This window comes from Micromonospora sp. WMMD729, assembly GCF_049315225.1.
Taxonomy (GTDB): Bacteria; Actinomycetota; Actinomycetes; order Mycobacteriales; family Micromonosporaceae; genus Micromonospora.
Genome location: NZ_CP186059.1, coordinates 1,292,550 through 1,313,495, shown reverse-complemented (window position 1 = coordinate 1,313,495; position 20,946 = coordinate 1,292,550). Strand labels below are relative to the sequence as shown.

Genomic DNA, 20,946 nt, shown 5'->3' with positions numbered 1-20,946 from the left:
CATGCCGGCACGCCACCGGAGCGGACGCGCCGGTGGCTGCGCAGAGCGTAACGCGACTGCCGGGCGGTGGACCGGGCGGCGCACCGACGCCGGTGACCCCCGGACCCGCCCCGATGGTGTTGACTTGCCCGGTGGGGATCGGCAGAACGACTCAGCGCGACCAAGTATTCGGACATTCTCGGCGAAAGCTCCTGCGGGCCGGAGCCCTCCTGGCGCTCGGCGGCGCGACCGCGCCGCTGACCGGCTGTGATCTTTTCGACCGTGACGACGAGCCGGCGCCGCCGCCGGACCCGCTGCGGTCGATGGTGGACGAGTCACTGAGCCTCGCCGCGGCGTACCGGGCCAGCGCAGCCGCCCACCCGGACCTGGCCGAGCGGCTCAACCCCATCGCCGAGACGCACACCGCGCACGCCACCGAACTCGCCCGGGTCGTCGGCATCACCCTGCCGTCCGCGCCGGCCGTCGATCCGAGCGCCACCGCCGCCGCCGAGCCGGCGGGCGCGCTCGCCGCCCTGCGCGCACGGGAGAAGGCCGCCCAGCAGTCCGCCACCGCGGCGTGCGCCGCCGCGCCCGCCGCCCGGGCCGCGCTGCTCGGATCGATCGCCGCGGCGCGGGCCACCCACCAGGAGGCACTGAAGTGAAGCAGCCCACCGCCGAGGAGGCCCTCGCCGCCGCGCTCACCGCCGAGTACGCGGCCATCTACGCGTACGGGCGAATCGGCGTCCGGCTCACCGGCGCGGCCCGCGATGCCGCCCACCAGGCGGAGGCCGCGCACCGACGCCGACGCGACACGGTGGTGGTGCAGTTGAGCACTCAGGGGGGCACCGTGCCGGCGGGCCTGGCCGGTTACGCGCTGCCGTTCCCGGTCACCAACCGGGCGAGCGCCCTGCGGCTGGCCATCGAGGTGGAGGAGCGCACCGCAGCGCACTGGCGGGCCGCGCTGGCGTCCACCACGGGCGCCGACCGGGACCAGGCGCTGGCCGCTCTGGTCGAGTACGCCGTACGGGCCACCCGGTGGCGCAAGGTCGCCGGGGTGACCCCACCGACTGTCGCATTTCCCGGCCGCCCGACCTGAACCGATCCGCCCCGGTTGCGGAGCCCATACCAGGTATGCATACTCCGTTGCCATGTCCATCCGTCACGGGCTGCTCGCCCTCCTCGAGCGCGGCCAGATGTACGGCTACCAGCTGCGCGCCGCATTCGAGGAGTCGACCGGCTCGACCTGGCCGCTGAACATCGGGCAGGTCTACACCACGCTGGCCCGGCTGGAACGGGACGGTCTGGTGCGCCCGCTGCCGGAGAGCGAGGCCGGGCAGCGCCCGTACGAGATCACCGACGCCGGCCGGGCGGACCTCGCGCTCTGGTTCGCCACCCCGATCAGCCGTACCGACCGGCCCCGCGACGAGCTGGCGATCAAGCTGGCCCTGGCGCTCACCACCCCCGGGGTGGACGTCCGCTCGGTGGTGCAGGCCCAGCGCAGCGCGACGATGCGCGCGCTGCAGGAGTTGACCCGGTTGAAGTACGGCAGCGACCGACCGGAGGACCTGCCGTGGCGGTTGGTCCTGGACTCGATGGTGTTCCAGGCCGAGGCCGAGGTGCGCTGGCTGGACCACTGCGAGAGCAGCCTGGTCCGGCACCAGCCCGGCGGTCCGCCGCCACAGCCGCCCCGGCCGACCGCCGCTGAGGTGTCCGACGCGGCCCGGTGGGCCGACCAGGAGGCGCGACGGTGAGCGACTCGGACGACGCGGTGCTCGAACTACGCGCCGTCCATCGCACCCACGGGACCGGCCCGGCGGCGGTGCACGCGCTGCGCGGGGTCAGCCTCGTCGTCCGGCCGGGCGAGTTGGTCGCCGTGATGGGTCCGTCCGGTTCCGGGAAGTCGACGCTGCTGGCCCTCGCCGGCGGGCTCGACCGGCCGACCCGGGGCGACGTCCGGGTCCAGGGGCAGCCGCTCGGCGCGCTGGACCGCCGTGGGCTGGCGCAACTGCGCCGACGCCGCATCGGCTACATCTTCCAGCACCTCAACCTGCTGGGCAGCCTGAGCGCGCTGGAGAACGTTGCGCTCCCGCTGGAACTCGACGGCGTCGGCGGTCGGCGGGCCCGGGCGGCTGCTCTGGCGGCGCTGACCGAGGTGGGCCTGCCGGCGCTGGGTGATCGTTTCCCCGACCAACTCTCCGGTGGCCAGCAGCAGCGGGTGGCCATCGCCCGTGCGTTGGTCGGCGAGCGACGGCTGGTGCTCGCCGACGAACCCACCGGGGCGCTCGACTCGCAGACCGGCGAGGCGGTGCTGCACCTGCTGCGCCGCCGGGTCGACGCGGGCGCCGCCGGCATCCTGGTCACCCACGAGGCGCGGCACGCCGGCTGGGCCGACCGGGTGGTGTTCCTGCGCGACGGCGTGCTTGTCGACACGACCGCGCCGCTGGGCAGCGTCGAGCAACTGCTCTCCGGCAGCGACCGTTGACCCTGCGTCGGTTGCCGAGGACGCCCGCGCGGGTCGACGTCGGACCCCCGACACCGCCCGCCGCCGTCCACCGGCGACGGTTCGCCGAGCTGACCGGCTCGTGGCGGGCGGCGCTGCGGATCGCCCGCCGGGAGTCCCGGCGGGCGCGGCGACGTACCGCCCTGGTACTCGCGATGATCGCGCTTCCGGTGCTGGTGCTGGCCTTCCTGGCCGTGAGCTACGACATGGCCGAGCTGACGCCGCAGGAACAACTCGACCGCCGGCTCGGCGTCGCCGACGCGGAGCTGCGATGGTTCGCGGACACCCCGGTCGTCCAGGACGACTGGGGTGACAGCTGGTACCCCCGTGACGAGGGCCAGTCGGCGGGCGGGCGTCCGGCCACCGCCGACGAGGTGGTGGCGCTGCTGGGCCCCGGCAGCCGTGCCACCGAGGTACGCCTCGGGAACCCGGTGACGGTGCGGGGCCCGCACGGCGACGAGACCCTGCAGAGCCGGATCCTCGACCTCACCGATCCGCTGGCCCGTGGTCTGGTGCGGTTCCGCTCCGGCCGGGCACCGCGGCAGCCCGGGGAGGTCGCGGTCAGCCCGACCGCGCTTCGCCGCCTCGACCTACGCCTCGGCGAGGCGGTGCCCACCGCCGACGGGGCCCGGACGTACACGGTGGTCGGTGTGGTCGAGTTCCCCGACGACCTCGGCCCGGTGGTGGCGCTGCACCCGGCGGCGGTCGGCCGGGCCGACCCGCAGCCGGACAGCCGGTGGCTGGTCGACGTGCCCGGCGGCGTCGACGCGGCCATGGTCGCCCGGCTCAACGACCACGGCGTGGTGGTCACACGTCGGCACCTGCCGGCCGCGGCGCTGTCGCCCCGGAGCTTCATCGGCTCCGTCCGCCCCGCCGACCCCACCGAGCTGAGCACCGGGGTGCTGATCGCCGGGCTGGGGTTGCTGGAGGTGGTGCTCCTGGTCGGGCCGGCGTTCGCGGTCGGGGTACGCCGTCGACGCCGGGACCTGGCGCTGGTCGCGGTGGCCGGCGGGGACGCGGCCCACCTGCGTCGGGTGGTGCTCGCCGACGGGGTCGTGCTCGGTGTGCTGGGCGCGGCGGCCGGCCTGCTGCTCGGGGTCGGCGCGGCGTTCGCCGGCCGTCCCGTCATGGAGCAGTACGTGTTCGGCGCCCGCTTCGGCGGGTACCGCTGCTGGCCGCTGGCCCTGGTCGTGCTCGGCGGGGTGGCGGTGCTGGCCGGGGTGCTGGCCGCGCTGGCGCCGGCCTGGACGGCGGCCCGGCAGGACGTCATGGCCGGGCTCGCCGGTCGACGAACCCCGCCGCCGCCCCGGGTCCGCGCCCTCAGCATCGGGTTGGCGCTGGTCATCGGCGGGGCGGCGCTCGCGGCCTTCGGGGCCACCCGGGCGTCGCCGGCGGTGATCCTGGCCGGCCTGATTCTCGGCGAGCTGGGCCTGGTCTGCTGCACGCCCACCCTGATCGGCGCGCTCGCCCGACTGGGCCGGGTGCTGCCGCTGGCACCCCGGATCGCGTTGCGCGACGCCAGCCGGAACCGGGCCGCCGCGACGCCGGCCATCTGTGCCGTGATGGCGGCGGTGGCCAGCAGCGTCGCCCTCGGCGGGTACCTGGCCAGCGACGCCGTCCGCGACGCCCGCGCCTACCAGCCGACCCTGCCCACCGGTCATGTCCAGGTCTTCCAGGACGACCGGGAGCACCGACCGGCACCGACGTTGGCCCAGGTCAGCGACGCCGCACGAGCGCAGTTGGGTGCCGACGCCGTCGCCCTGGTGCAGACGGCGGCGTGCCCGTCGATCGACTACTGCTCGGTGGTACCCGAACCGCTGCCGGACCGCGTGTGCCCCTTCCTGCCCGGGGACGACCTGTCGGCGGCGCAGCGTCGGCAGGCGCTGGCCGACCCACGTTGCCGCGAGCGCCCCACGGAGTACTTCGGCAGCTACGTGCAGACCCTTGTGGACGACGGCACCGCGCTGCCGATCCTCACCGGCGCCGATCCGGCGACGACCGCCGCCGCCACCGCCGTGCTGCGCGCCGGGGGCGTGGTGGTCACCGATCCGCGCTACCTGCACGACGGCCTGGTGACCGTGCAGGTGGACGAGTACCGCGTCGGGCAGGACGAGCCGCGGACCACCCGACGCGACCTGCCCGGGTACGCGCTGGCGTCGGCGATCGGCCAGCCTCGTCTTCTGCTGTCCGCGACGGCGGCCCGACAGCTCGCCCTGACTCCGGTGCCGACCGGGTGGGTGATCGACACGGCGGCGCCACCCAGCCAGCGCCGTCTGGACCGGTTCACCGCCGACCTGCGGGCCTTCGGAGGTTTCTCCCTCCAGGTGGAACAGGGCGCCGCCCCCCGCGACGACTCGCCGCTGCTGCTGCTCCTCGCGGCGGCGGCCGGAGTGATCACGGTGGGCGCGGCCGGGATCGCCACGGCGCTCGCCGCCGCCGAGGGCCGCGCCGAACTGTCCACGCTCGCGGCGGTCGGTGCGGCCCCCGCCGTACGCCGGTTGCTGGCGATCTGTCAGGCCGGGGTGATCGCGGGTCTCGGTTCGGTGCTCGGCATCGTGGCCGGTCTCGGCACCGCGGCGCTCGTGCTGTTCTCCGCCAACCGGGAGTACGCCACGGCCTGGCCGGCGCGCGAGCCGTATCCGTACCTGGTGCCGTGGCCGGCGCTGGGCGTCCTGGTGCTGGTGCCGGTGGTGGCGATGCTCGGCGCGGGTCTGTTCACCCGGGCCCGGCTGCCGATCGAACGTCGCCTGGACTGAGGTCGCCACCGCGCGCCCGAAACGGACCGTCCGGGGGTGCCGCCGGGGCGGGACGACCGGCAGACTGATCCGCGTGTCAGCGCTCGCCACCCTCACCCGTCGACTCGGCCACCACCGCTGGTTCGGCGCCGCCGCCCGCCTGCTGGTACCCGCCGACCGGATCGTCGGCCGGCTCACCCGGGGACGGGTGGTCGCGCTCGGTCTGCTGCCGTCCCTGGTGATCACCACGACCGGCCGCCGGTCCGGCAAACCGCGCAGCAACCCGCTGCTCTACGTGCCGGACGGCGACGCGTACGTGGTGATCGGGTCCAACTGGGGGCAGACCCACCAGCCCGGTTGGGCCATGAACCTGCTCGCCGACCCGGCCGCCGAGGTGGACGTGAAGGGTCGCCGGCTTCCGGTGCGCGCCGACCTGGCGTCCGGGACCGAGCGGGAGCGCCTGTGGGACCTGCTCGTCGCCCAGTGGCCGGCGTACCGCACCTACGTGGAGCGGGCCGGCGGCCGCGAGATCCGCATCTTCCGGCTGGTACCGACCGGGCGCGGCGGGCCGGCCGGTCCACCGTCGGCTGGCTAGGCTGACGCCAACCCCCGAAGGGGAGGTGTGACCCGTGAGCGCGGTGGGTGGCGACCGGCGGTGGTCGGTGGCGGAGCGGGTCGCCGAGGCGATCCAGCGGCGGTTCCCGGCCGACGTGCTGGCGATCGCCGTCCACGGTCCCCTGGCGCACGGCGACGACGACGGTGGCGGGGACGGCGAGGTGGGGATGCTGGTGGTCACCTACCGGCCGGGGAGCGGCCCGCCGCCGGCGACCCGGCGGGTGGACGGGGTGCTGGTCGACCTGACCGTGGCCGGCGCCGACGACTATCTCGGGCAGGCCCGGTTGCTCTCCCCGTTGTGGCCGTTGACGGCCGACCGGTACGTCACCACCCGGTCGTTGTTCGACCCGACGGGCTGGCTGCGGACGTTACGGGACGAGCACCTCGGTCGACTCGCCCGGGCTCGGCCGGCGGAGTTCAGCACGGCGGCGCGGCAGGCCTGGTACCGGGGCAGCGCCGCGCACGCGCGGGCGGCCCGGTTGGCCGAGTGGTACGAGACCGACCAGGCGCTGCTGATGCTCGGTGAGGCGCGGTTGGCCGCGGCGACGGTGACCGGCCTGCTGGGCCGCACCTACTTCCGCGATCCGGGTGACGCGGTGCGGCGTACGGGTCTGGCCGGGGCGGACATGACCGAGGTCGGCGCGGTGCTGACCCGACAGGCCGAGGAGTTGGCGGCGCGGGGCCGCCCGGTCGACGGCACGATCGACGATCTGCTCGGCGGTTGACCGGGCGTCACAGCCCGCCCTGCACCCCGATCAGCGAGCCGATCAGGTAGGTGGCCCCGGCCGCCGCGGCGCCCAGCACGAGTTGACGCAGACCGCTGGTCCACCAGGGTCGGTTGGTGAACCGGGCCACCACCGCGCCGGCGACGAACAGTCCGAGCCCGCCGACGGCGAGCGCCAGCCAGAGCGCGGTGGCCCCCAGCAGGTACGGCAGCAGGGGGATCAGCGCCCCCACCGAGAAGAAGACGAACGAGGAGATCGCCGCCGCCCACGGGCTCGGCTGGTCGTCGGGGTCGACGCCCAACTCCTCGCGGACGTGCACCCGCAGCGCCTCCTCCGGATTGCGCCGTACCGCCTCGGCGACCTGCATGGCGAGGTCACGGGGCAGGCCCCGGGCCACCCAGGCGTCGGCCAGTTCGCGGGCCTCCGCCTCGGGGTGCCGTTCCAGCTCGCGCCGCTCCTTGGCGACCTCGGCGGCGACCTGCTCGTTGGCCGAGCGCACGCTGGTGTACTCGCCCAGGCCCATCGAGATCGCGCCGGCCACCAGGCCGGCGGTGCCGGTCAGCACGATGTTGTGCGGCGACACGCCACCGCCGCCGACACCGGCGATGAGGGCGATGTTGGTGACCAGGCCGTCCATCGCGCCGAAGACGGCCGGACGCAGCCAGCCGCCGGAGACGTCCGCGTGGTGCGCCTCGCGCAGCGCGGCGGGGGTGTCGGTCACGGCAGGGTCAGGATCTCGTGGCCGTCGTCGGTGACGACGATGGTGTGCTCGAACTGGGCGGTCCACCTGCGGTCCTTGGTGACCACGGTCCACCCGTCGTCCCACATGTCGTACTGGTAGGTGCCGAGGGTGATCATCGGCTCGATGGTGAAGGTCATCCCCGGCTCCATGACGTCCGTCGGCCGAGGGCTGTCGTAGTGCGGCACGTAGAGACCGCTGTGGAAGGTCTCGCCGATCCCGTGGCCGGTGAAGTCGCGGACCACGCCGTAGCCGAACCGCTTGGCGTACGACTCGATGACCCGCCCCACCACGTTGATCTGGCGACCGGGGGCGACCGCGCGAATGCCGCGCATCATCGCCTCGTGGGTGCGCTCGACGAGGAGCCGGACCTCCTCGCTGACCTCGCCGACGCAGAAGGTGGCATCCGTGTCCCCGTGCACACCACCGATGTACGCGGTCACGTCGACGTTGATGATGTCGCCGTCGGTCAGCACCGTGGAGTCCGGGATGCCGTGGCAGATGACCTCGTTGAGGCTGGTGCAGCAGGACTTGGGGTAGCCCCGGTAGCCGAGCGTGGACGGGTACGCGTCGTGGTCGCAGAGGAACTCGTGCACCACCCGGTCGATCTCGTCGGTGGTGACGCCGGGCTTGCAGTGCTCGCCGGCGAGCTGCGTCGCCTGGGCGGCCAGCCGGCTGGCGATCCGCATCTTCTCGATGGTCTCCGGCGTCTGGACGTGCGAGCCGCGCCACGGCTGCGGGGCCTTCTTACCCACGTACTCCGGGCGGGGAATGTGAGCGGGCACCGGTCGCATCGGGGAGAGCGTGCCTGGGGTCAGCGGCGCACGGACGGTCATGCGCCAAGCCTATCGCCGCGGGAGCCGGTGACCTGTGCCACGGCCGGTCGGGTCCGGTTGTTGCCCTGCCAGGTCCGCTGTGCCATCGTGTCTGCGTGGATCAAGGGGGCACGTCACCCGTCTTCTCCGCCCGCGCGGAGATCGACGGAGAGCACCTCCACGTGGTGGTGAATGGCGAGGTCGACATGGCCACGGCCGACACGATGGTGCAGACCGCCCTGCGTGAGCCCGCCAGCCGGCTCACCCTCGACCTGCGGTCGGTGACCTTCTTCGACTCGGCGGCCATCCACGCGGTGGTCCGGCTCGCCCAACAGTTCTCCGGCACGCTGACCGTGCTGCCGTCCCGGCAGGTACGCCGGGTGCTGGAGATCTCCGGCCTGGGCGACCAGGACTGGCTCGACCCGGTCTGAGGCCCCGCGCCGTCAGCTCTGCAACCGCCGGCGCAGCGTCACCTCGGTGCCCTCGTCGGTACGCCGCACCATCAGGTCACCCAGCGCCTTGATCAGCGACAGTCCGCGTCCCCGGAAGCCGGAGTCGGTGGACTCCCGCCACTGCCCGGTGTCCCGCACGGTGGCGATCACGGTCCGGTCCTCGATGGCCACCTCCACGCTGATCACCGCCTCGGCGGGGTGGACGGGGTGTTCGATGGCGTTCGCGGCGGCCTCCGAGACCGCCACGGTCAGGTCGAACAGGTCCGTCTCGCCGACGTTGTGCGCGACGAGGAAGTCCTCCAGGCGCTTGCGGAGCACGCTCAGCCGGGTCGGGTCGGCCGGCAGCCGCAGCGCGAACCGGTTCAGCTCCGCCGCCTCCACGGCGAGCACCGCCACGTCGTCGCGGCGCGGCCGCCCGGTGACCCGCTCGACCACCGCGTCGACGAGATCCGCCACGTGCTCGCCCGGGGCGGCGGCGTCGACCCGCAGCTGGGCCAGCGCGGCGTCGATGCCGAGGTGACGGTCCTCGATCAGCCCGTCGGTGTAGAGGAGCAGTCGACTGCCCGCGGACAGCTCACCCTCGACGGTCCGGTAGGTGGCGCCCGGGATGGCGCCGACCGGCGGACCGAGCGCACGGTCGTGCAGGAACGCCACGTCGTCTCCTCGGATCAGCAGGGGGGACGGGTGGCCGGCGCTGGCATAGCGCAGGCGACCGGAACGAGGGTTGAACAGCAGGCAGACCACCGTCGCGAAGGACGACTCCGCGGTGGACCCGACCAGGCGGTTGAGCCGGGTCAGCGACTCGCCCGGGTCGAAGCCCTCCAGCAGGTACGCCCGCAGCGCGTTGCGGAGCTGGCCCATCGCCGCGGCGGCCTGGACGCCCTTGCCGACCACGTCGCCGATGACCAGCATCAGGTTGTCGCCGTCCAGCGCGAGCGCGTCGTACCAGTCTCCCCCGACCTCGACGTCGGCGCTGCCCGGCAGGTAGCGGCTCGCGACGACCGCGCCGGGCAGTTGGGGCAGCGACCTCGGCAGCAGACTGTGCTGCAACGTGGTGGCGATGTGGTGTTCGGCCTCGTAGAGCTGGGCGTTCTCCAGTCGGACGCCGACCAGCCGGGCCAGCTGGGTGAGCGCGGCCTCGTCGGCCTGCGGGTCGTCGTCGGCGGCCCGCCAGACCCGCAGCTCACCGAGCTGCTGACTGCTGGTCCCGGTCAGTGGGGCCACGAAGCTCGGATCGGCGGCGGTGTCGCCGCCGCCGTCGGCCTCGAACCGGGTGCCGGCGGCGCTGATCACGACCCGGGCCGCCTCGGCGAGGCTGAGCGCGTGCCGGGCGGCGACCTGGAGCACATCGCCGGTGGACCGGGCGGTGTTGACCGCCACCGCCGCGTCGGCCAGCGCCCGCAGCCGCCGGATGATCTGGCCGCGGAGCTGGCCCAGCTCGACGTTGGCCCGGACCCGGGCGATCAGCTCCTGCCCGGAGAACGGCTTGGTCAGGTAGTCGTCGGCGCCGACGCTGAGGCCGGCGACCTCCTCCGCGGCGCCGGCGCGGGCGGAGAGCAGCACGATCGGCACATCACGGGTACGGGGGTCCGCGCGCAGCGCGCCGACCAGTCCGAACCCGTCCAGCCGCGGCATCATCACGTCACTGAGCACCAGGTCGAACCCACCCGCACGGGCCAGGGTCAGGGCCGCCAGACCGTCGGTGGCGGTCACCACCTCCCAGGTGGGCGACAGCAACCGGGTGACGTGCTCACGCAGGTCGGCGTTGTCGTCGACGACCAGGATCCGGCCGCTCGGGGCGGGTCGGGTCGGCTGCTGGTCGGCCGGTCCGGTGGCGTCCTCGACGGCCCAGAGGGCGGTCTCGGCCACGAAGAGCCGGGCCTGCTCGGGCTCGCCCGTCGGCAGCGGCGCGAAGGCGGCCACCCGGTCGGCGGGCAGGTGTTCCGACCCGAACGGGACGGTCACCGTGAAGGTGCTGCCCTCCTCGACCCGGCTGGTCAGTCCGACCGTACCGCCGTGCATCTCGACCAGCTCGCGGACCAGCGCCAGCCCGATGCCGGTGCCCTCGTGGGTACGGGCACGCGCCCCGGGCACCCGGTGGAACCGCTCGAAGACGTGCGGCATCTCGTCCGGGACGATCCCGACGCCGGTGTCGACGACGTCCAGCCGGGCGACGCCGCCGTCGGCGCGGACCCGTACCCGGATCTCGCCGTCGAAGGTGAACTTCACGGCGTTCGACACCAGGTTGAGGACGATCTTCTCCCACATGTCCCGGTCGACGAAGACCGGCGCGGGCAGCGGCGGGCAGTCCACGACCAGTCGCAGGCCGGCGCGCTCGGTGGCCGAGCGGAAGGTGCTGGCCAACCGGGCGGTGTAGCCGGCCAGGTCGGTGGGCTGGTAGCGGGCCGAGAGCCGGCCGGATTCCAGCCGGGAGAAGTCGAGCACGGTGTTGACCAGCTTGAGCAGCCGCAGCGCGTTGCGGTGCATCACGACGAGTCGGTCGGTGTAGGCGGCGGGCAGCTCCGGATCGGCCAGCATGTCCTCCAGCGGGCCGAGCACCAGCGTCAACGGGGTCCGGAACTCGTGGCTGACGTTGGCGAAGAAGTTGGTCTTCGCGCGGTCCAGCGCGGCCAGTTCGGCGGCCCGGGCACGCTCCTGCTCGTACGCCCGCTGGGTGCCGACCGCGCGGGAGATCTGCGCGGCCACCAGGTCGAGGAAGTCCCGGTACTCGTCGCCGAGCGGCAGCCGCCGGGCCACCCCGACGACCAGCGCGCCGACCGTCTCGTTGGTCGCCTGCACGGGCAGCACCAGCGCCGTGTCGGCGGCGTCGGCCGGACGCTGCGTGACGAGGTCGCGCACCTGCACGGTCGCGGAGGCGCCCTCGGCGACCAACTCGGCGAACGACGCAGGCGTGACGCCGACCGACGCCGGGTCGACGCCGCTGGTACCGGTGAGCCGGAACTCACCGGTGTCGTCGGCCAGGTAGACCAGCGCGAACGGCACATCGGCGGAGTGTCGGCCGAGCACGTCGGCGGCGGTCCGGCCCAGCTCGGCGGCGCTGTTCACGTCGGCCAGCTCGGCGCCCAGCTCGGACAACGCCCGCAGGCGACGTTCACCGACCACCCGGCCGGTGGTCTCGTTGACGATGCAGTAGACGCCGCTGACCGAACCGTCGACGTCCCGGATGGGGTCGTACGAGACGTCGAAGTAGGTCTGCTCGACGAAACCGGAACGGTCCAGCAGGAACGGGTGATCCGCGCCACGGTAGGACAGCCCGGTCCGGCGGACGCCGTCGAGCAGCGGGCCGAGGACGTCCCACGTCTCGGCCCAGTGGTGCCGGGCCGGTTGGCCGAGCACGTGCGGGTGCTTGCTGCCGATGGTCGGCCGGTACGCGTCGTTGTAGAAGGCGAGCTGGTCGTCGCCCCAGAACATGACGATCTGCGCGCTGGACGAGAGCATCATGCTGACGGCGCTGGCCAGCGCGGCAGGCCAGCTCGACGGCCCGCCCAGGGGGGCGGTGGACCAGTCGAAGGCGTGGAGGCGTTCGCCCAGCTCACCGCCGTTCGCGAAGGCGGCGGCCAACAGTGGAGGGATCGCCTGGCCGTCCGCGAACGGACGCCCCGCGTCCGCGCCCCCCTGGGCCGAGCTCATGCAGCCTCCCCGCCTCGGCCGTACCCCGCAGCCGTTGATCTTCAAGCGCCGTGCTCCGACTTGTACCCCGGCGGACCAGCAACGTAACGCATGACGTCCCGTGGACGCTGGTTACCGGCGCTCCGGTCGTCGGCGACCCGACAGCGCGGGACGGACGCGGCCCGGCGACGACGGCTGGGAGGTCGCTGAGCACTCAGAAGACGGGCAGGCCGTCGACGCTCGCGGCGTTCTTGGTGGCGCGATAGGTCACGAGATCGTCGGTCGTACGACGGGAGTGTGAGGTGAGTAACAGGTCGCGTTCGGCGCGGAAGTCCATCAGGGGCACCGCGTAGCCGCAGGAGTCGCTGACCCGCTGCACGTCGACGGTGATGACGGCCCGGACGGCGTGCACGTCGGGCGGCGCGGGAAACTCGGCGAGCCGGTCGGCGAAGGTCTCCTCGGTCACCGCCACACTGCGGCCCGTGCCGTGCAGGCGCACGATCTTCGGCGGCCCGTCGAAGGCGCAGAACATCAGCGTGATGCGGCCGTTGTCCCGGAGGTGGGCGATGGTCTCCGCACCGCTGCCGTGGTAGTCGAGGTAGGCCACCCGGTGCGGGCCGAGCACCACGAAGGTGCCCGCCATGCCCTTCGGTGAGACATTGACATGCCCCTCGGGACCGGACGGCGCGGTGGCCACGAAGAAGACCGGCTGGGCCGCGATGAACTCCCGCAGACGACCGTCGATCTCCGGATAGACCTTGCCCATACGCTGATCCTCCCACCGCCCGGTCGGCGCGACGGGGGCGACCTGCGTCACAGCACCGGTGCCCCCTCGACGGGTACCCCCTCGTCGTGCTCACCCACCGGCGGCTCGGACCGCCGGGCGGCCCGGACCAGCGCGGTGATCGGGCGCGGATCCGGCTCGTTCTCCGGATGCCACTGCACGCCGAGCACGAACGCGCGGTCCGGATCCTCCACCGCCTCGATCACGCCGTCGGCCGCCCAGCCGGTCACCGTGAGCCGGCCCGGGGTGGCGACCGCCTGATGGTGGTACGAGTTGACCTGCTGGACACCGGCCAGGGTCCGTGCCGCGAGGCTGCCCGGCGCGAACCGCACCGGATGGGTGCCGTAGGCGCCCGGCGCCGGCCGGTGCGCCTCGGAGCCGAGCACGTCCGGCAGGTGCTGGTGCAGGGTGCCGCCGTAGGCGACGGCGAGCAGCTGCATCCCCCGGCAGACGCCCAGCACGGGCAGGTCGGCGGCGAGAGCCGCCGCCAGCAGGGTCAGCTCACCGGCATCCCGATCCGGCCGGTCCTCGGTCCGCGGGTGCGGCTGCTGGCCGTACCGCCCCGGACCCACGTCGGCACCGCCGGCCAGCAGCAGCCCGTCGAGGACCGCCAGCACGTCGGCGTCGGCGTCGTCCGGGGGCAGCACCACCGCCCGGCCACCGGCGACGGTCACCGCCCGCACGTACGCCTCGGGCACCAGGACCGCCCGCACCCCTCGCCAGACGGCCCAGTCGGCGGGCTCGACGTACGCGCTGATCCCGATCAGCGGCCTCCTCATAGCGGAGTGACGTACGCGCCGGTGATACCGCCGTCGACCACGAACTGCGCGGCGGTCATGAACGAGGCGTCGTCGCTGGCCAGGAACGCCACCGCGGCGGCGATCTCCTCCGGTTGCCCGAAGCGACCCATCGGCACGTGTACCAGCCGGCGGGCGGCCCGCTCCGGATCGGCGGCGAACAGCTCCAGCAGCAGCGGGGTGGCCACCGGGCCGGGGCAGAGCGCGTTGACCCGGATGCCCTCGCGGGCGAACTGCACACCCAACTCCCGGGTCATCGCCAGCACCCCGCCCTTGCTCGCGGTGTACGCGATCTGCGACGTCGCCGCCCCCATCAACGCCACGAAGGAGGCGGTGTTGATGATCGACCCCTTGCCCTGCCGCCGCATGTGCGGAATCGCGTACTTGCAGCACAGGTAGACGCTCGTGGTGTTGACCCGTAGCACCCGCTCCCAGGCGTCCAGGCCGGTGTCCAGGATGGAGTCGTCGTCCGGCGGGGAGATGCCGGCGTTGTTGAACGCGATGTCCACCCGGCCGTGCCGCTCGGCCACCCCGTCGAACAGGTCACGCACGGCCGACTCGTCGGCCACGTCGGTGGCCACGAACTCGCCGCCGCACTCCTGCGCGGCCCGGGTGCCGGCCTCCGCGTCGATGTCCACGCAGACCACCCGGGCCCCCTCGGCGGCGAACCGCCGGACGGTGGCCAACCCGATGCCGCTGCCCGCTCCGGTGACCACGGCCACCCGGTCCTGCAACCGACCCTGCACTGGCCTCACTCCTTCGTCGCGATGAACACGTTCTTGACGTCGGTGAAGGAGTGCAGCGCGTCCGGGCCCAGCTCACGGCCGAGCCCGGAGCGCTTCATCCCGCCGAACGGGGTCCAGTACCGCACCGAGGAGTGCGAGTTGACGCTGAGGTTGCCCGAGTCGACGGCGCGCGCCATCCGCAGCGCGCGCCCGACGTCCCGCGTCCAGATCGAGCCGGAGAGGCCGTACTCGGTGTCGTTGGCGAGCCGGACCGCGTCGGCCTCGTCGTCGAACGGGAGCACCGACACCACCGGTCCGAAGATCTCCTCCCGCCAGTGCCGGTCGGCCGGCGAGTCGGCCAGCAGCACGGTGGGCGCGTGCCAGAAGCCGGGGCCGTCCGGGCACGAGCCGGTGAAGGCGACCTTTGCGCCGGTCACGTACCCGGCGACGCGGTCCCGTTGAGCGGCGGAGATCAGCGGGCCCATCTCGGCGGTGTCGCGGGACGGGTCCTCGACCCGTACCGCGCGTACCGCTGGTTCGAGCAGTTCCAGGAACCTGTCGTACACCGGTCGTTGGACCAGGATCCGCGACCGTGCGCAGCAGTCCTGGCCGGCGTTGTCGAAGACCGCGCCCGGCGCGGTCGCGGCGGCGGTCTCCAGGTCGGCGTCGGCGAACACGATGTTGGCGCTCTTGCCGCCCAGCTCCAGGGTGAGCCGCTTCACCTGGGCGGCGCAGCCGGCCATGATTCGGGTGCCGACCTGGGTGGAGCCGGTGAAGCAGATCTTGCGGACGGCCGGGTGGCTGACGAACCGCTCCCCCACCACCGCGCCCTCGCCCGGCAGCACGGTGAACACGTCCTCGGGCAGGCCGGCCTCGCGGGCCAGCTCGGCCAGGCGCAGCGCGGTGAGCGGGGTCAGCTCGGCGGGTTTGAGCACCACGGTGTTGCCGGCGGCGAGGGCTGGGGCGAACCCCCAGGCGGCGATCGGCATCGGGAAGTTCCAGGGCACGATCACGCCGACCACGCCGAGCGGTTCGTGGAAGGTGACGTCCAACCCGCCGGGTACGGGGATCTGCCGACCGGTCAGCCGCTCCGGCGCACCGGCGTAGTAGTCCAGCACGTCCCGGACGTTGCCGGCCTCCCAGCGGGCGTTGCCGACGGTGTGCCCGGAGTTGCGCACCTCCAACCGGGCCAACTCGTCCAGGTGCGCGTCGACGAGCGCGGCGAACCGCCGCAACAACCGCCCCCGATCCCCCGGCGTAACCTCCCGCCACGCCAGGAAAGCCTTGGCAGCCCGGTCGATGGCAACGTCCGTCTCCGCCACCGAGGCCCCGGAAACCTCCCGAAACCCCACCCCGGAAGCCGGGTCAACAAGAACCGTCACGCGCCCCACCCCTCGCCCAAGCCCCCGCGATCTTGCAGTTTCTGTGTCGACATAAGCCGTGAGTTGTCCCAAACCAACGACAGAAAGTGCAAGATCGCGGCGGTGGGCGGCGCGGGGTCAGAGGCGTTCGAAGCCACGGGTCAGCTCCCAGTCCGTTACCGCCGCGTCGAACGCCTTCAGCTCGACCCTTGCCTGGTTGGCGTAGTGGGCTACCACCTCGTCGCCGAAGGCGCCTCGGGCCACCTCGGACTCCTCCCACAGGGCCAGGGCGTCGCGCAGGGTGGTGGGGACGCGCTCGGCCTCCGGGTCGTCGTACGCGTTGCCGGTGCACTCCGCGCCCAGCTCCAGCCCCTGTTCGATGCCGTGCAGCGCGCCCGCGACGAGCCCGGCGATCGCCAGGTACGGGTTGACGTCCGCCCCGGGCACCCGGTTCTCCACCCGCATGCCCTGGCCGTGCCCGACCACCCGCAGTGCGCAGGTGCGGTTGTCGACACCCCAGCGCAGCGCGGTGGGGGCGAACGAGCCCGGCTGGTAGCGCTTGTAGGAGTTGATGTTCGGGGCAAAGAGCAGGCTGAACTCCCGCATGGTGGCGAGCAGTCCGGCGAGCACCCGCTGCCCGGTCTCACTCAGGTGCGCCGGCCCGTCCCCGAGCATGGCCGACGAGCCGGACGCGTCCCGCAGCGAGAAGTGGATGTGGCAGGAGTTGCCCTCCCGCTCGTTCGGCTTGGCCATGAAGGTGATCGACATGCCCTCCTGGGCGGCGATCTCCTTCGCGCCGTTCTTGTAGATGACGTGGTGGTCGGCGCAGGCCACCGCCTCGTCGTACCGGAAGGCGATCTCGTGCTGGCCGAGGTTGCACTCGCCCTTGGCGCTCTCCGGGGTGAGCCCGGCGCCGGCCATCTCGGTGCGGATGCGGCGCAGCAGCGGCTCCACCCGGGCCGTACCGAGCAGCGAGTAGTCCACGTTGTACTGGTTCGCCGGGGTGAGGTCGCGGTAGCCGCGCCGCCAGGCGTCCTCGTACGAGTCGCGGAACAGCACGAACTCCAACTCGGTGCCGGCGTACGCGGTCAGCCCGTGCTCGGCCAGTCGGTCCAGTTGCCGGCGCAGGATCTGCCGGGGCGAGGCAACCACGTCACCGGAACCGTCCAGCCAGGCGAGGTCGGCCAGCAGCATCGCCGAGCCGGGCTGCCAGGGCACCCGGCGCAGGGTGGCGAAGTCCGGCACCATGGCGAAGTCGCCGTAGCCGCGTTCCCAGCTCGACATCGCGTACCCGTCGACGGTGTTCATGTCGACGTCCACCGCCAGCAGGTAGTTGCAGCCCTCGCTGCCGCCCTCGACGACCTGGTCGAGGAAGAAGGGCGCGTGGAACCGCTTGCCCTGCAACCGGCCCTGCATGTCGACCAGGGCCAGCACCACGGTGTCGATCTCGCCCTCGTCGACGGCGACCCGCAGTTGTTCCAGCGTGAGCGGCGCATTCCTCATGAGCGGGCCTCCATCACCAAGGTCTACTGGCAAACCGGATCACCGTCAATGCCCCCACCGACGCGGGCGGCAAACCCGGCGGGACGGTCGCGCGGACCGTCCCGCCGGGCGCGGGTCAGGCCGGGCCGTCGGCGGGTGCCGGCTCGGTCGCCGGCGCGCGCTCCTCGACGGTACGGACCGGGCCGGTGAACCACTTCCGGGCCGAGGCGTACCACCAGACGGCGACCACCAGCAGCACCCCGCCGACTGCGAGCGGCGCGTAGTTCACCGCCGACCAGGTGAACTCGTCGTCGCCGGGCACCCCGGCGGGCACGATCGGCAGCACGAAGTACACGGCGATGACCGCGATCTCGATGACCGCGATCCAGCCGAGCAGCTTGTACCTGCGTCCCAGCGTCCACGGCCCGGGCACGAACCGGTTGCCCATCCGCAGCCGCAGCGCGATCGGGATGAGGAAGGACAGGTAGAGGCCGAGCACCGCCACCGAGACCACCGCGTAGAAGGCGACCGGGATGCCGGCCGAGCTCTCGTAGAGCGCCGGCAGGGTGAGCACCAGGCCCGCGATCGTGGCGCCGATGATCGCGTTGACCGGGGTGCCGTTGCGGTCGACCTTGGACCAGAGCCGCCAGCCCGGCACCGCCCGGTCGCGGCTGAACGCGTACGCCATCCGGCTCATCGACGTCACGCAGCTCATCCCGCAGAAGAACTGCCCGATGGTGGAGATGATGATGACGATCTTGAAGAAGACCGGGGTCAGCGCGGACTCGAAGATGGCACCGGAGAAGCCGCCGGCCGCGTTGACCGCCTCGACGTCGGTGGCCGCGAAGAGGAACGCCAGCAGCAGGATCCAGCCGCCGACCGCGGAATAGAAGATCGACTGCCAGAGCCCCTTCGCGGCGGCCTGCGACGCGCCCCGGGTCTCCTCGGAGACGTGCGCGCAGGCGTCGAAGCCGGTGATCGTGTACTGGGTGAGCAGGAAGCCCAGCGGCAGCACGTAGAACCAGAACGTCAGGCCGCCCGTGTCACCTTCACCGAAGCCCGAGTTGTTGAACCGCTCGGTGAACACGAACTGGAAGCTCTGGTGGTTGTCCGGGACGAACACCAGGATGGCCACCACGACGGCCGCGCCGGCCACGTGCCACCAGACCGAGACGTTCTGGAGTACGTCGATGATCCGGTGCCCGTAGATGTTGATGAGGCCGTGCAACGCCAGGATGATCACGAACAGGACGAACGCCTGCCGCAGCGTGCCGGCCCAGCCGTCGAAGAGCGCCGACAGGGTGAGGTTGAGGAAGGTCGCGCAGCCGTAGTCGACCGACGCGGTCACCGCGACCAGGCCGATCAGGTTCAACCAGCCGGTGAACCAGCCGTGCGCCGGACGGCCCATGGTCGCCGCCCACCAGTAGATGCCGCCGGCCGTCGGGTACGCCGACACCAGCTCGGCCATGCAGAAGCCGATGATCAGGATGAACAGTGAGATCAGCGGCCAGCCCCAGGAGATGGCGACCGGCCCTCCGTTGTTCCACGCCTGGCCGAACGTGGTGAAACAGCCGGCCAGGATCGAGATGATGGAGAACGAGATGGCGAAGTTGGAGAAGCCGCTCCACTTGCGGCGGAGTTCCTGCTTGTAGCCGAGTTCGGCGAGACGCCGGGCGTCGTCGTCCATCGGTTGCTCTGCGGTCGGAACGGGCGTCGTGGCCACTGCGCACCTCCCTGAGGTGGTTCCGTCAACGAGTGCGCAAAGTGTCGTCCCGATGATCAGGGGCGGTCAATACGTCGCGGGTGCCGTCCGCTAATCCCGTTGCCGCCGCAGCCTGGACAACCGCATGCTGTAACCCGTGACCAGGCCCGATCGCGACGGGCTCCGTCGGACGCTCGGCAACGTCCGGCACCCGGTGGTGCGGGGCGCCGCCTCTCTCTCGCGTACGGCCTCCCGCCTTATCCGACCAGGCGCCCCGCGCTGCCGCGCCCGGCCGGGCCGGTCACGACGAACCCCTGACGTCAACCGGGCAGATCGACCACCACGCCCGGTCGGGCCACGCTGACCGGTCCCGCGTACGCCTGCCGCGTCGCGGCGATCGCCGCCTCCGGGTCCGTGCCGGGCCACAGGTGGGTCAACAGGACCGCTCCGGCGCGTGCCGTACGGGCGTAACGGCCCACCTCGGCGGCGCTCGACAGGAATCCGACGTGGGCCGGAACCTCGTCGACGTACGTCGCGTCGGCGATCAGCGGGTCGGCGTCGCGGGCCAGCTCGACCAGCGTCGGGCTCGGGCCGGTGTCCCCGGTGTACGCCAATGTGGTCCCGGCCACCGAGAATCGGGCACCGGCGTTCGGCACCCAGTGCGGCAGCGACCACGTCCGCACGGCGAACGGACCGATGTCGAAGGCGTCGCCGGGGTTGAAGCCGTGCAGGTGGTACGCCGCGTCGAGAAGGCCGGGCTCGTCGATCGCGAGCAGCGGGCCGAGGCTGCCGGTTGGCGCGTACACCGGCAGGGCCGGCACGGACCGGTCACGCAACACCCTGGCCCGCAGCAACGGCTGCAGGTCCGCGCAGTGGTCGGGATGGTCGTGGCTGACGTATACCGCGTCGACCGCCGAGGCGGGCAGCCGGGCCAGCAACGGTTGCAGGGTCGCGTAGCCGGGATCGATCAACAACCGGAAACCCCGGTACTCGACCAAAAGCCCCGCACACCCCTGGCCGGCCGATGGCCAGGCACCACGACCGCCGAGCACCACGACGTGCATGGGCCGACCCTAGCCGCAGTCGGTGACACCACACCGGCCCAACGGCCCAACGGCCCAACGGCCCAACGGCCCAACGGCCCAACGGCCCAACGGCCCAACGAGTCTGATGCCTGTGCGTCATCTTGATGACTTATGGGCATCACGCTTCTCACGGCGGGTCCGCCCCGACGCCGCCGACGACGTCCCGCTGAATCCCGTTGCCGCCACAGCAGAACGACCGCATGCCGTAACCCATGGCCAGGCCCGATCGCGACGGGCTCCGCCGGGCGCTCGGCAACGCCCGGCACACCGTTGTCCAAGGTACGGCTGCGGATCAGGTCAGCAGGAGACCGCCGACCCAGAGCGCGCCGATGGTCAGCCCGGCCAGGAACTCCACCAGCATGGACAGGCCGACCGCCTTGAGGGCCTGCACGGTGGACGGCCAGGCGAGTCGGTTGCTGCCCAGCCGCAACCGCTCCGCCGCCCAGATCCCCACGACGAAGCCCAGCAGCAGGCCGACAACGGGGATCACGAAGAACCCCACCAACCCGAGCGCTCCCCCGGCCAGCAGGGACGACGTCGGCACCCCGGTGCGCTTGAGATTCCGGCCCGGCCACAGGTACTTCACGATCATGCCGCCGACCGCGACGAGCGTGGCGGCGGCGAACACCGCCCAGCCACCGGCGCCGGCGCCGCCGAAGATCGCCCAGACCAGTACCCCGCCCCAGCACAGAGGTAGCGCCGGCAGGCCGGGCACGACCACACCGGCCAGTCCGGCCAGGATGGCCAGTGCGGCGACCACGGTCACCACGGTCTGCGAGTCGTTCACACTCACGCCGTCGCCTCTCGTCGGCACCACCCG

General features: G+C 72.9%; 19 protein-coding genes. 8 read left to right on the top strand and 11 right to left on the bottom strand.

Annotated features, from left to right (window positions below; all coding sequences use genetic code 11):
• Nucleotides 1-113 precede the first annotated feature (113 nt).
• The 7 genes from ACN263_RS06070 (at nucleotide 114) to ACN263_RS06040 (ending at nucleotide 6,554) form a co-directional block, all read left to right on the top strand.
• Nucleotides 114-641, top strand: a complete 528-nt coding sequence (locus ACN263_RS06070) for a hypothetical protein (protein WP_422738838.1) — start codon at nucleotides 114-116, stop codon at nucleotides 639-641.
• On the top strand, nucleotides 638-1,075 hold the full coding sequence (locus tag ACN263_RS06065; RefSeq protein WP_422738837.1) for a ferritin-like domain-containing protein: 438 nt from the start codon (nucleotides 638-640) through the stop codon (nucleotides 1,073-1,075). The genes ACN263_RS06070 and ACN263_RS06065 overlap by 4 nt, the downstream gene beginning before the upstream one ends.
• Nucleotides 1,076-1,127: 52 nt before the next feature.
• Nucleotides 1,128-1,730 (top strand): PadR family transcriptional regulator, encoded by a 603-nt coding sequence (locus ACN263_RS06060; protein WP_422738836.1) that lies wholly within the window; start codon nucleotides 1,128-1,130, stop codon nucleotides 1,728-1,730.
• Complete coding sequence (locus ACN263_RS06055) at nucleotides 1,727-2,461, top strand: ABC transporter ATP-binding protein (RefSeq protein WP_422738835.1); 735 nt, start codon at nucleotides 1,727-1,729, stop codon at nucleotides 2,459-2,461. Before ACN263_RS06060 ends, ACN263_RS06055 begins: the two co-directional genes overlap by 4 nt.
• Nucleotides 2,462-2,472: 11 nt before the next feature.
• Nucleotides 2,473-5,235, top strand: coding sequence for an FtsX-like permease family protein (locus tag ACN263_RS06050; protein WP_422738834.1), 2,763 nt, complete (start codon nucleotides 2,473-2,475; stop codon nucleotides 5,233-5,235).
• Nucleotides 5,236-5,308: 73 nt separating this feature from the next.
• A complete protein-coding gene (locus ACN263_RS06045; protein WP_422738833.1) occupies nucleotides 5,309-5,809 on the top strand; it encodes a nitroreductase/quinone reductase family protein in 501 nt (166 codons plus the stop codon).
• A 34-nt stretch (nucleotides 5,810-5,843) separates the two neighbouring features.
• Nucleotides 5,844-6,554 carry a nucleotidyltransferase domain-containing protein gene (locus tag ACN263_RS06040; protein ID WP_422738832.1) on the top strand — a complete coding sequence of 237 codons (711 nt, stop codon included), beginning with the start codon at nucleotides 5,844-5,846 and terminating at the stop codon, nucleotides 6,552-6,554.
• 7 nt (nucleotides 6,555-6,561) lie between these two features.
• On the opposite strand, the gene ACN263_RS06035 is transcribed toward ACN263_RS06040, so the two are convergent.
• Both ACN263_RS06035 and map read right to left on the bottom strand, forming a co-directional pair.
• Nucleotides 6,562-7,275 (bottom strand): VIT1/CCC1 transporter family protein, encoded by a 714-nt coding sequence (locus ACN263_RS06035; RefSeq protein WP_422738831.1) that lies wholly within the window; start codon nucleotides 7,273-7,275, stop codon nucleotides 6,562-6,564.
• A complete protein-coding gene (gene map / locus ACN263_RS06030) occupies nucleotides 7,272-8,129 on the bottom strand; it encodes a type I methionyl aminopeptidase (RefSeq protein ID WP_422738830.1) in 858 nt (285 codons plus the stop codon). The genes ACN263_RS06035 and map overlap by 4 nt, the downstream gene beginning before the upstream one ends.
• A 95-nt stretch (nucleotides 8,130-8,224) precedes the next feature.
• On the opposite strand from map, the gene ACN263_RS06025 reads away from it, so the two are divergent.
• Entirely contained in the window at nucleotides 8,225-8,539 is a 315-nt protein-coding gene (locus ACN263_RS06025) for an STAS domain-containing protein (protein WP_422738829.1), read from the top strand.
• A 12-nt stretch (nucleotides 8,540-8,551) separates the two neighbouring features.
• On the opposite strand, the gene ACN263_RS06020 is transcribed toward ACN263_RS06025, so the two are convergent.
• From ACN263_RS06020 to ACN263_RS05980, 9 genes are all read right to left on the bottom strand, one after another.
• Nucleotides 8,552-12,211: a SpoIIE family protein phosphatase gene (locus ACN263_RS06020; RefSeq protein WP_422738828.1), complete on the bottom strand. Its 3,660-nt coding sequence runs from the start codon at nucleotides 12,209-12,211 to the stop codon at nucleotides 8,552-8,554.
• 193 nt (nucleotides 12,212-12,404) lie between these two features.
• Nucleotides 12,405-12,956: a pyridoxamine 5'-phosphate oxidase family protein gene (locus tag ACN263_RS06015; protein ID WP_422738827.1), complete on the bottom strand. Its 552-nt coding sequence runs from the start codon at nucleotides 12,954-12,956 to the stop codon at nucleotides 12,405-12,407.
• A gap of 47 nt (nucleotides 12,957-13,003) precedes the next feature.
• The gene (locus tag ACN263_RS06010) at nucleotides 13,004-13,753 is read right to left on the bottom strand and encodes a gamma-glutamyl-gamma-aminobutyrate hydrolase family protein (RefSeq protein WP_422738826.1); all 750 of its coding nucleotides are present in this window, start codon (nucleotides 13,751-13,753) and stop codon (nucleotides 13,004-13,006) included.
• Nucleotides 13,750-14,517, bottom strand: coding sequence for a 3-oxoacyl-ACP reductase (locus tag ACN263_RS06005; RefSeq protein ID WP_422738825.1), 768 nt, complete (start codon nucleotides 14,515-14,517; stop codon nucleotides 13,750-13,752). Before ACN263_RS06005 ends, ACN263_RS06010 begins: the two co-directional genes overlap by 4 nt.
• Before the next feature lie 5 nt (nucleotides 14,518-14,522).
• Complete coding sequence (locus ACN263_RS06000; protein ID WP_422738824.1) at nucleotides 14,523-15,878, bottom strand: aldehyde dehydrogenase family protein; 1,356 nt, start codon at nucleotides 15,876-15,878, stop codon at nucleotides 14,523-14,525.
• Between the two features lie 117 nt (nucleotides 15,879-15,995).
• The gene (locus tag ACN263_RS05995) at nucleotides 15,996-17,360 is read right to left on the bottom strand and encodes a glutamine synthetase family protein (RefSeq protein ID WP_422738823.1); all 1,365 of its coding nucleotides are present in this window, start codon (nucleotides 17,358-17,360) and stop codon (nucleotides 15,996-15,998) included.
• Nucleotides 17,361-17,475: 115 nt separating this feature from the next.
• Nucleotides 17,476-19,026, bottom strand: coding sequence for an amino acid permease (locus tag ACN263_RS05990; protein WP_422738822.1), 1,551 nt, complete (start codon nucleotides 19,024-19,026; stop codon nucleotides 17,476-17,478).
• Nucleotides 19,027-19,361: 335 nt separating this feature from the next.
• Nucleotides 19,362-20,105, bottom strand: a complete 744-nt coding sequence (locus ACN263_RS05985; RefSeq protein ID WP_422738821.1) for an MBL fold metallo-hydrolase — start codon at nucleotides 20,103-20,105, stop codon at nucleotides 19,362-19,364.
• Nucleotides 20,106-20,418: 313 nt separating this feature from the next.
• A complete protein-coding gene (locus ACN263_RS05980) occupies nucleotides 20,419-20,919 on the bottom strand; it encodes a DUF456 domain-containing protein (RefSeq protein ID WP_422738820.1) in 501 nt (166 codons plus the stop codon).
• Nucleotides 20,920-20,946 lie beyond the last annotated feature (27 nt).

Bases quoted from the DNA above. Each gene is read 5' to 3' on its own strand.
- ACN263_RS06070 (WP_422738838.1), top strand. From the start codon at position 114: ATGGTGTTGACTTGCCCGGTGGGGATCGGCAGAACGACTCAGCGCGAC.
- ACN263_RS06060 (WP_422738836.1), top strand. From the start codon at position 1,128: ATGTCCATCCGTCACGGGCTGCTCGCCCTCCTCGAGCGCGGCCAGATG.
- map (WP_422738830.1), bottom strand. From the start codon at position 8,129: ATGACCGTCCGTGCGCCGCTGACCCCAGGCACGCTCTCCCCGATGCGA.
- ACN263_RS06020 (WP_422738828.1), bottom strand. From the start codon at position 12,211: ATGAGCTCGGCCCAGGGGGGCGCGGACGCGGGGCGTCCGTTCGCGGAC.
- ACN263_RS06015 (WP_422738827.1), bottom strand. From the start codon at position 12,956: ATGGGCAAGGTCTATCCGGAGATCGACGGTCGTCTGCGGGAGTTCATC.
- ACN263_RS06010 (WP_422738826.1), bottom strand. From the start codon at position 13,753: ATGAGGAGGCCGCTGATCGGGATCAGCGCGTACGTCGAGCCCGCCGAC.
- ACN263_RS05995 (WP_422738823.1), bottom strand. From the start codon at position 17,360: ATGAGGAATGCGCCGCTCACGCTGGAACAACTGCGGGTCGCCGTCGAC.
- ACN263_RS05990 (WP_422738822.1), bottom strand. From the start codon at position 19,026: ATGGACGACGACGCCCGGCGTCTCGCCGAACTCGGCTACAAGCAGGAA.
- ACN263_RS05985 (WP_422738821.1), bottom strand. From the start codon at position 20,105: ATGCACGTCGTGGTGCTCGGCGGTCGTGGTGCCTGGCCATCGGCCGGC.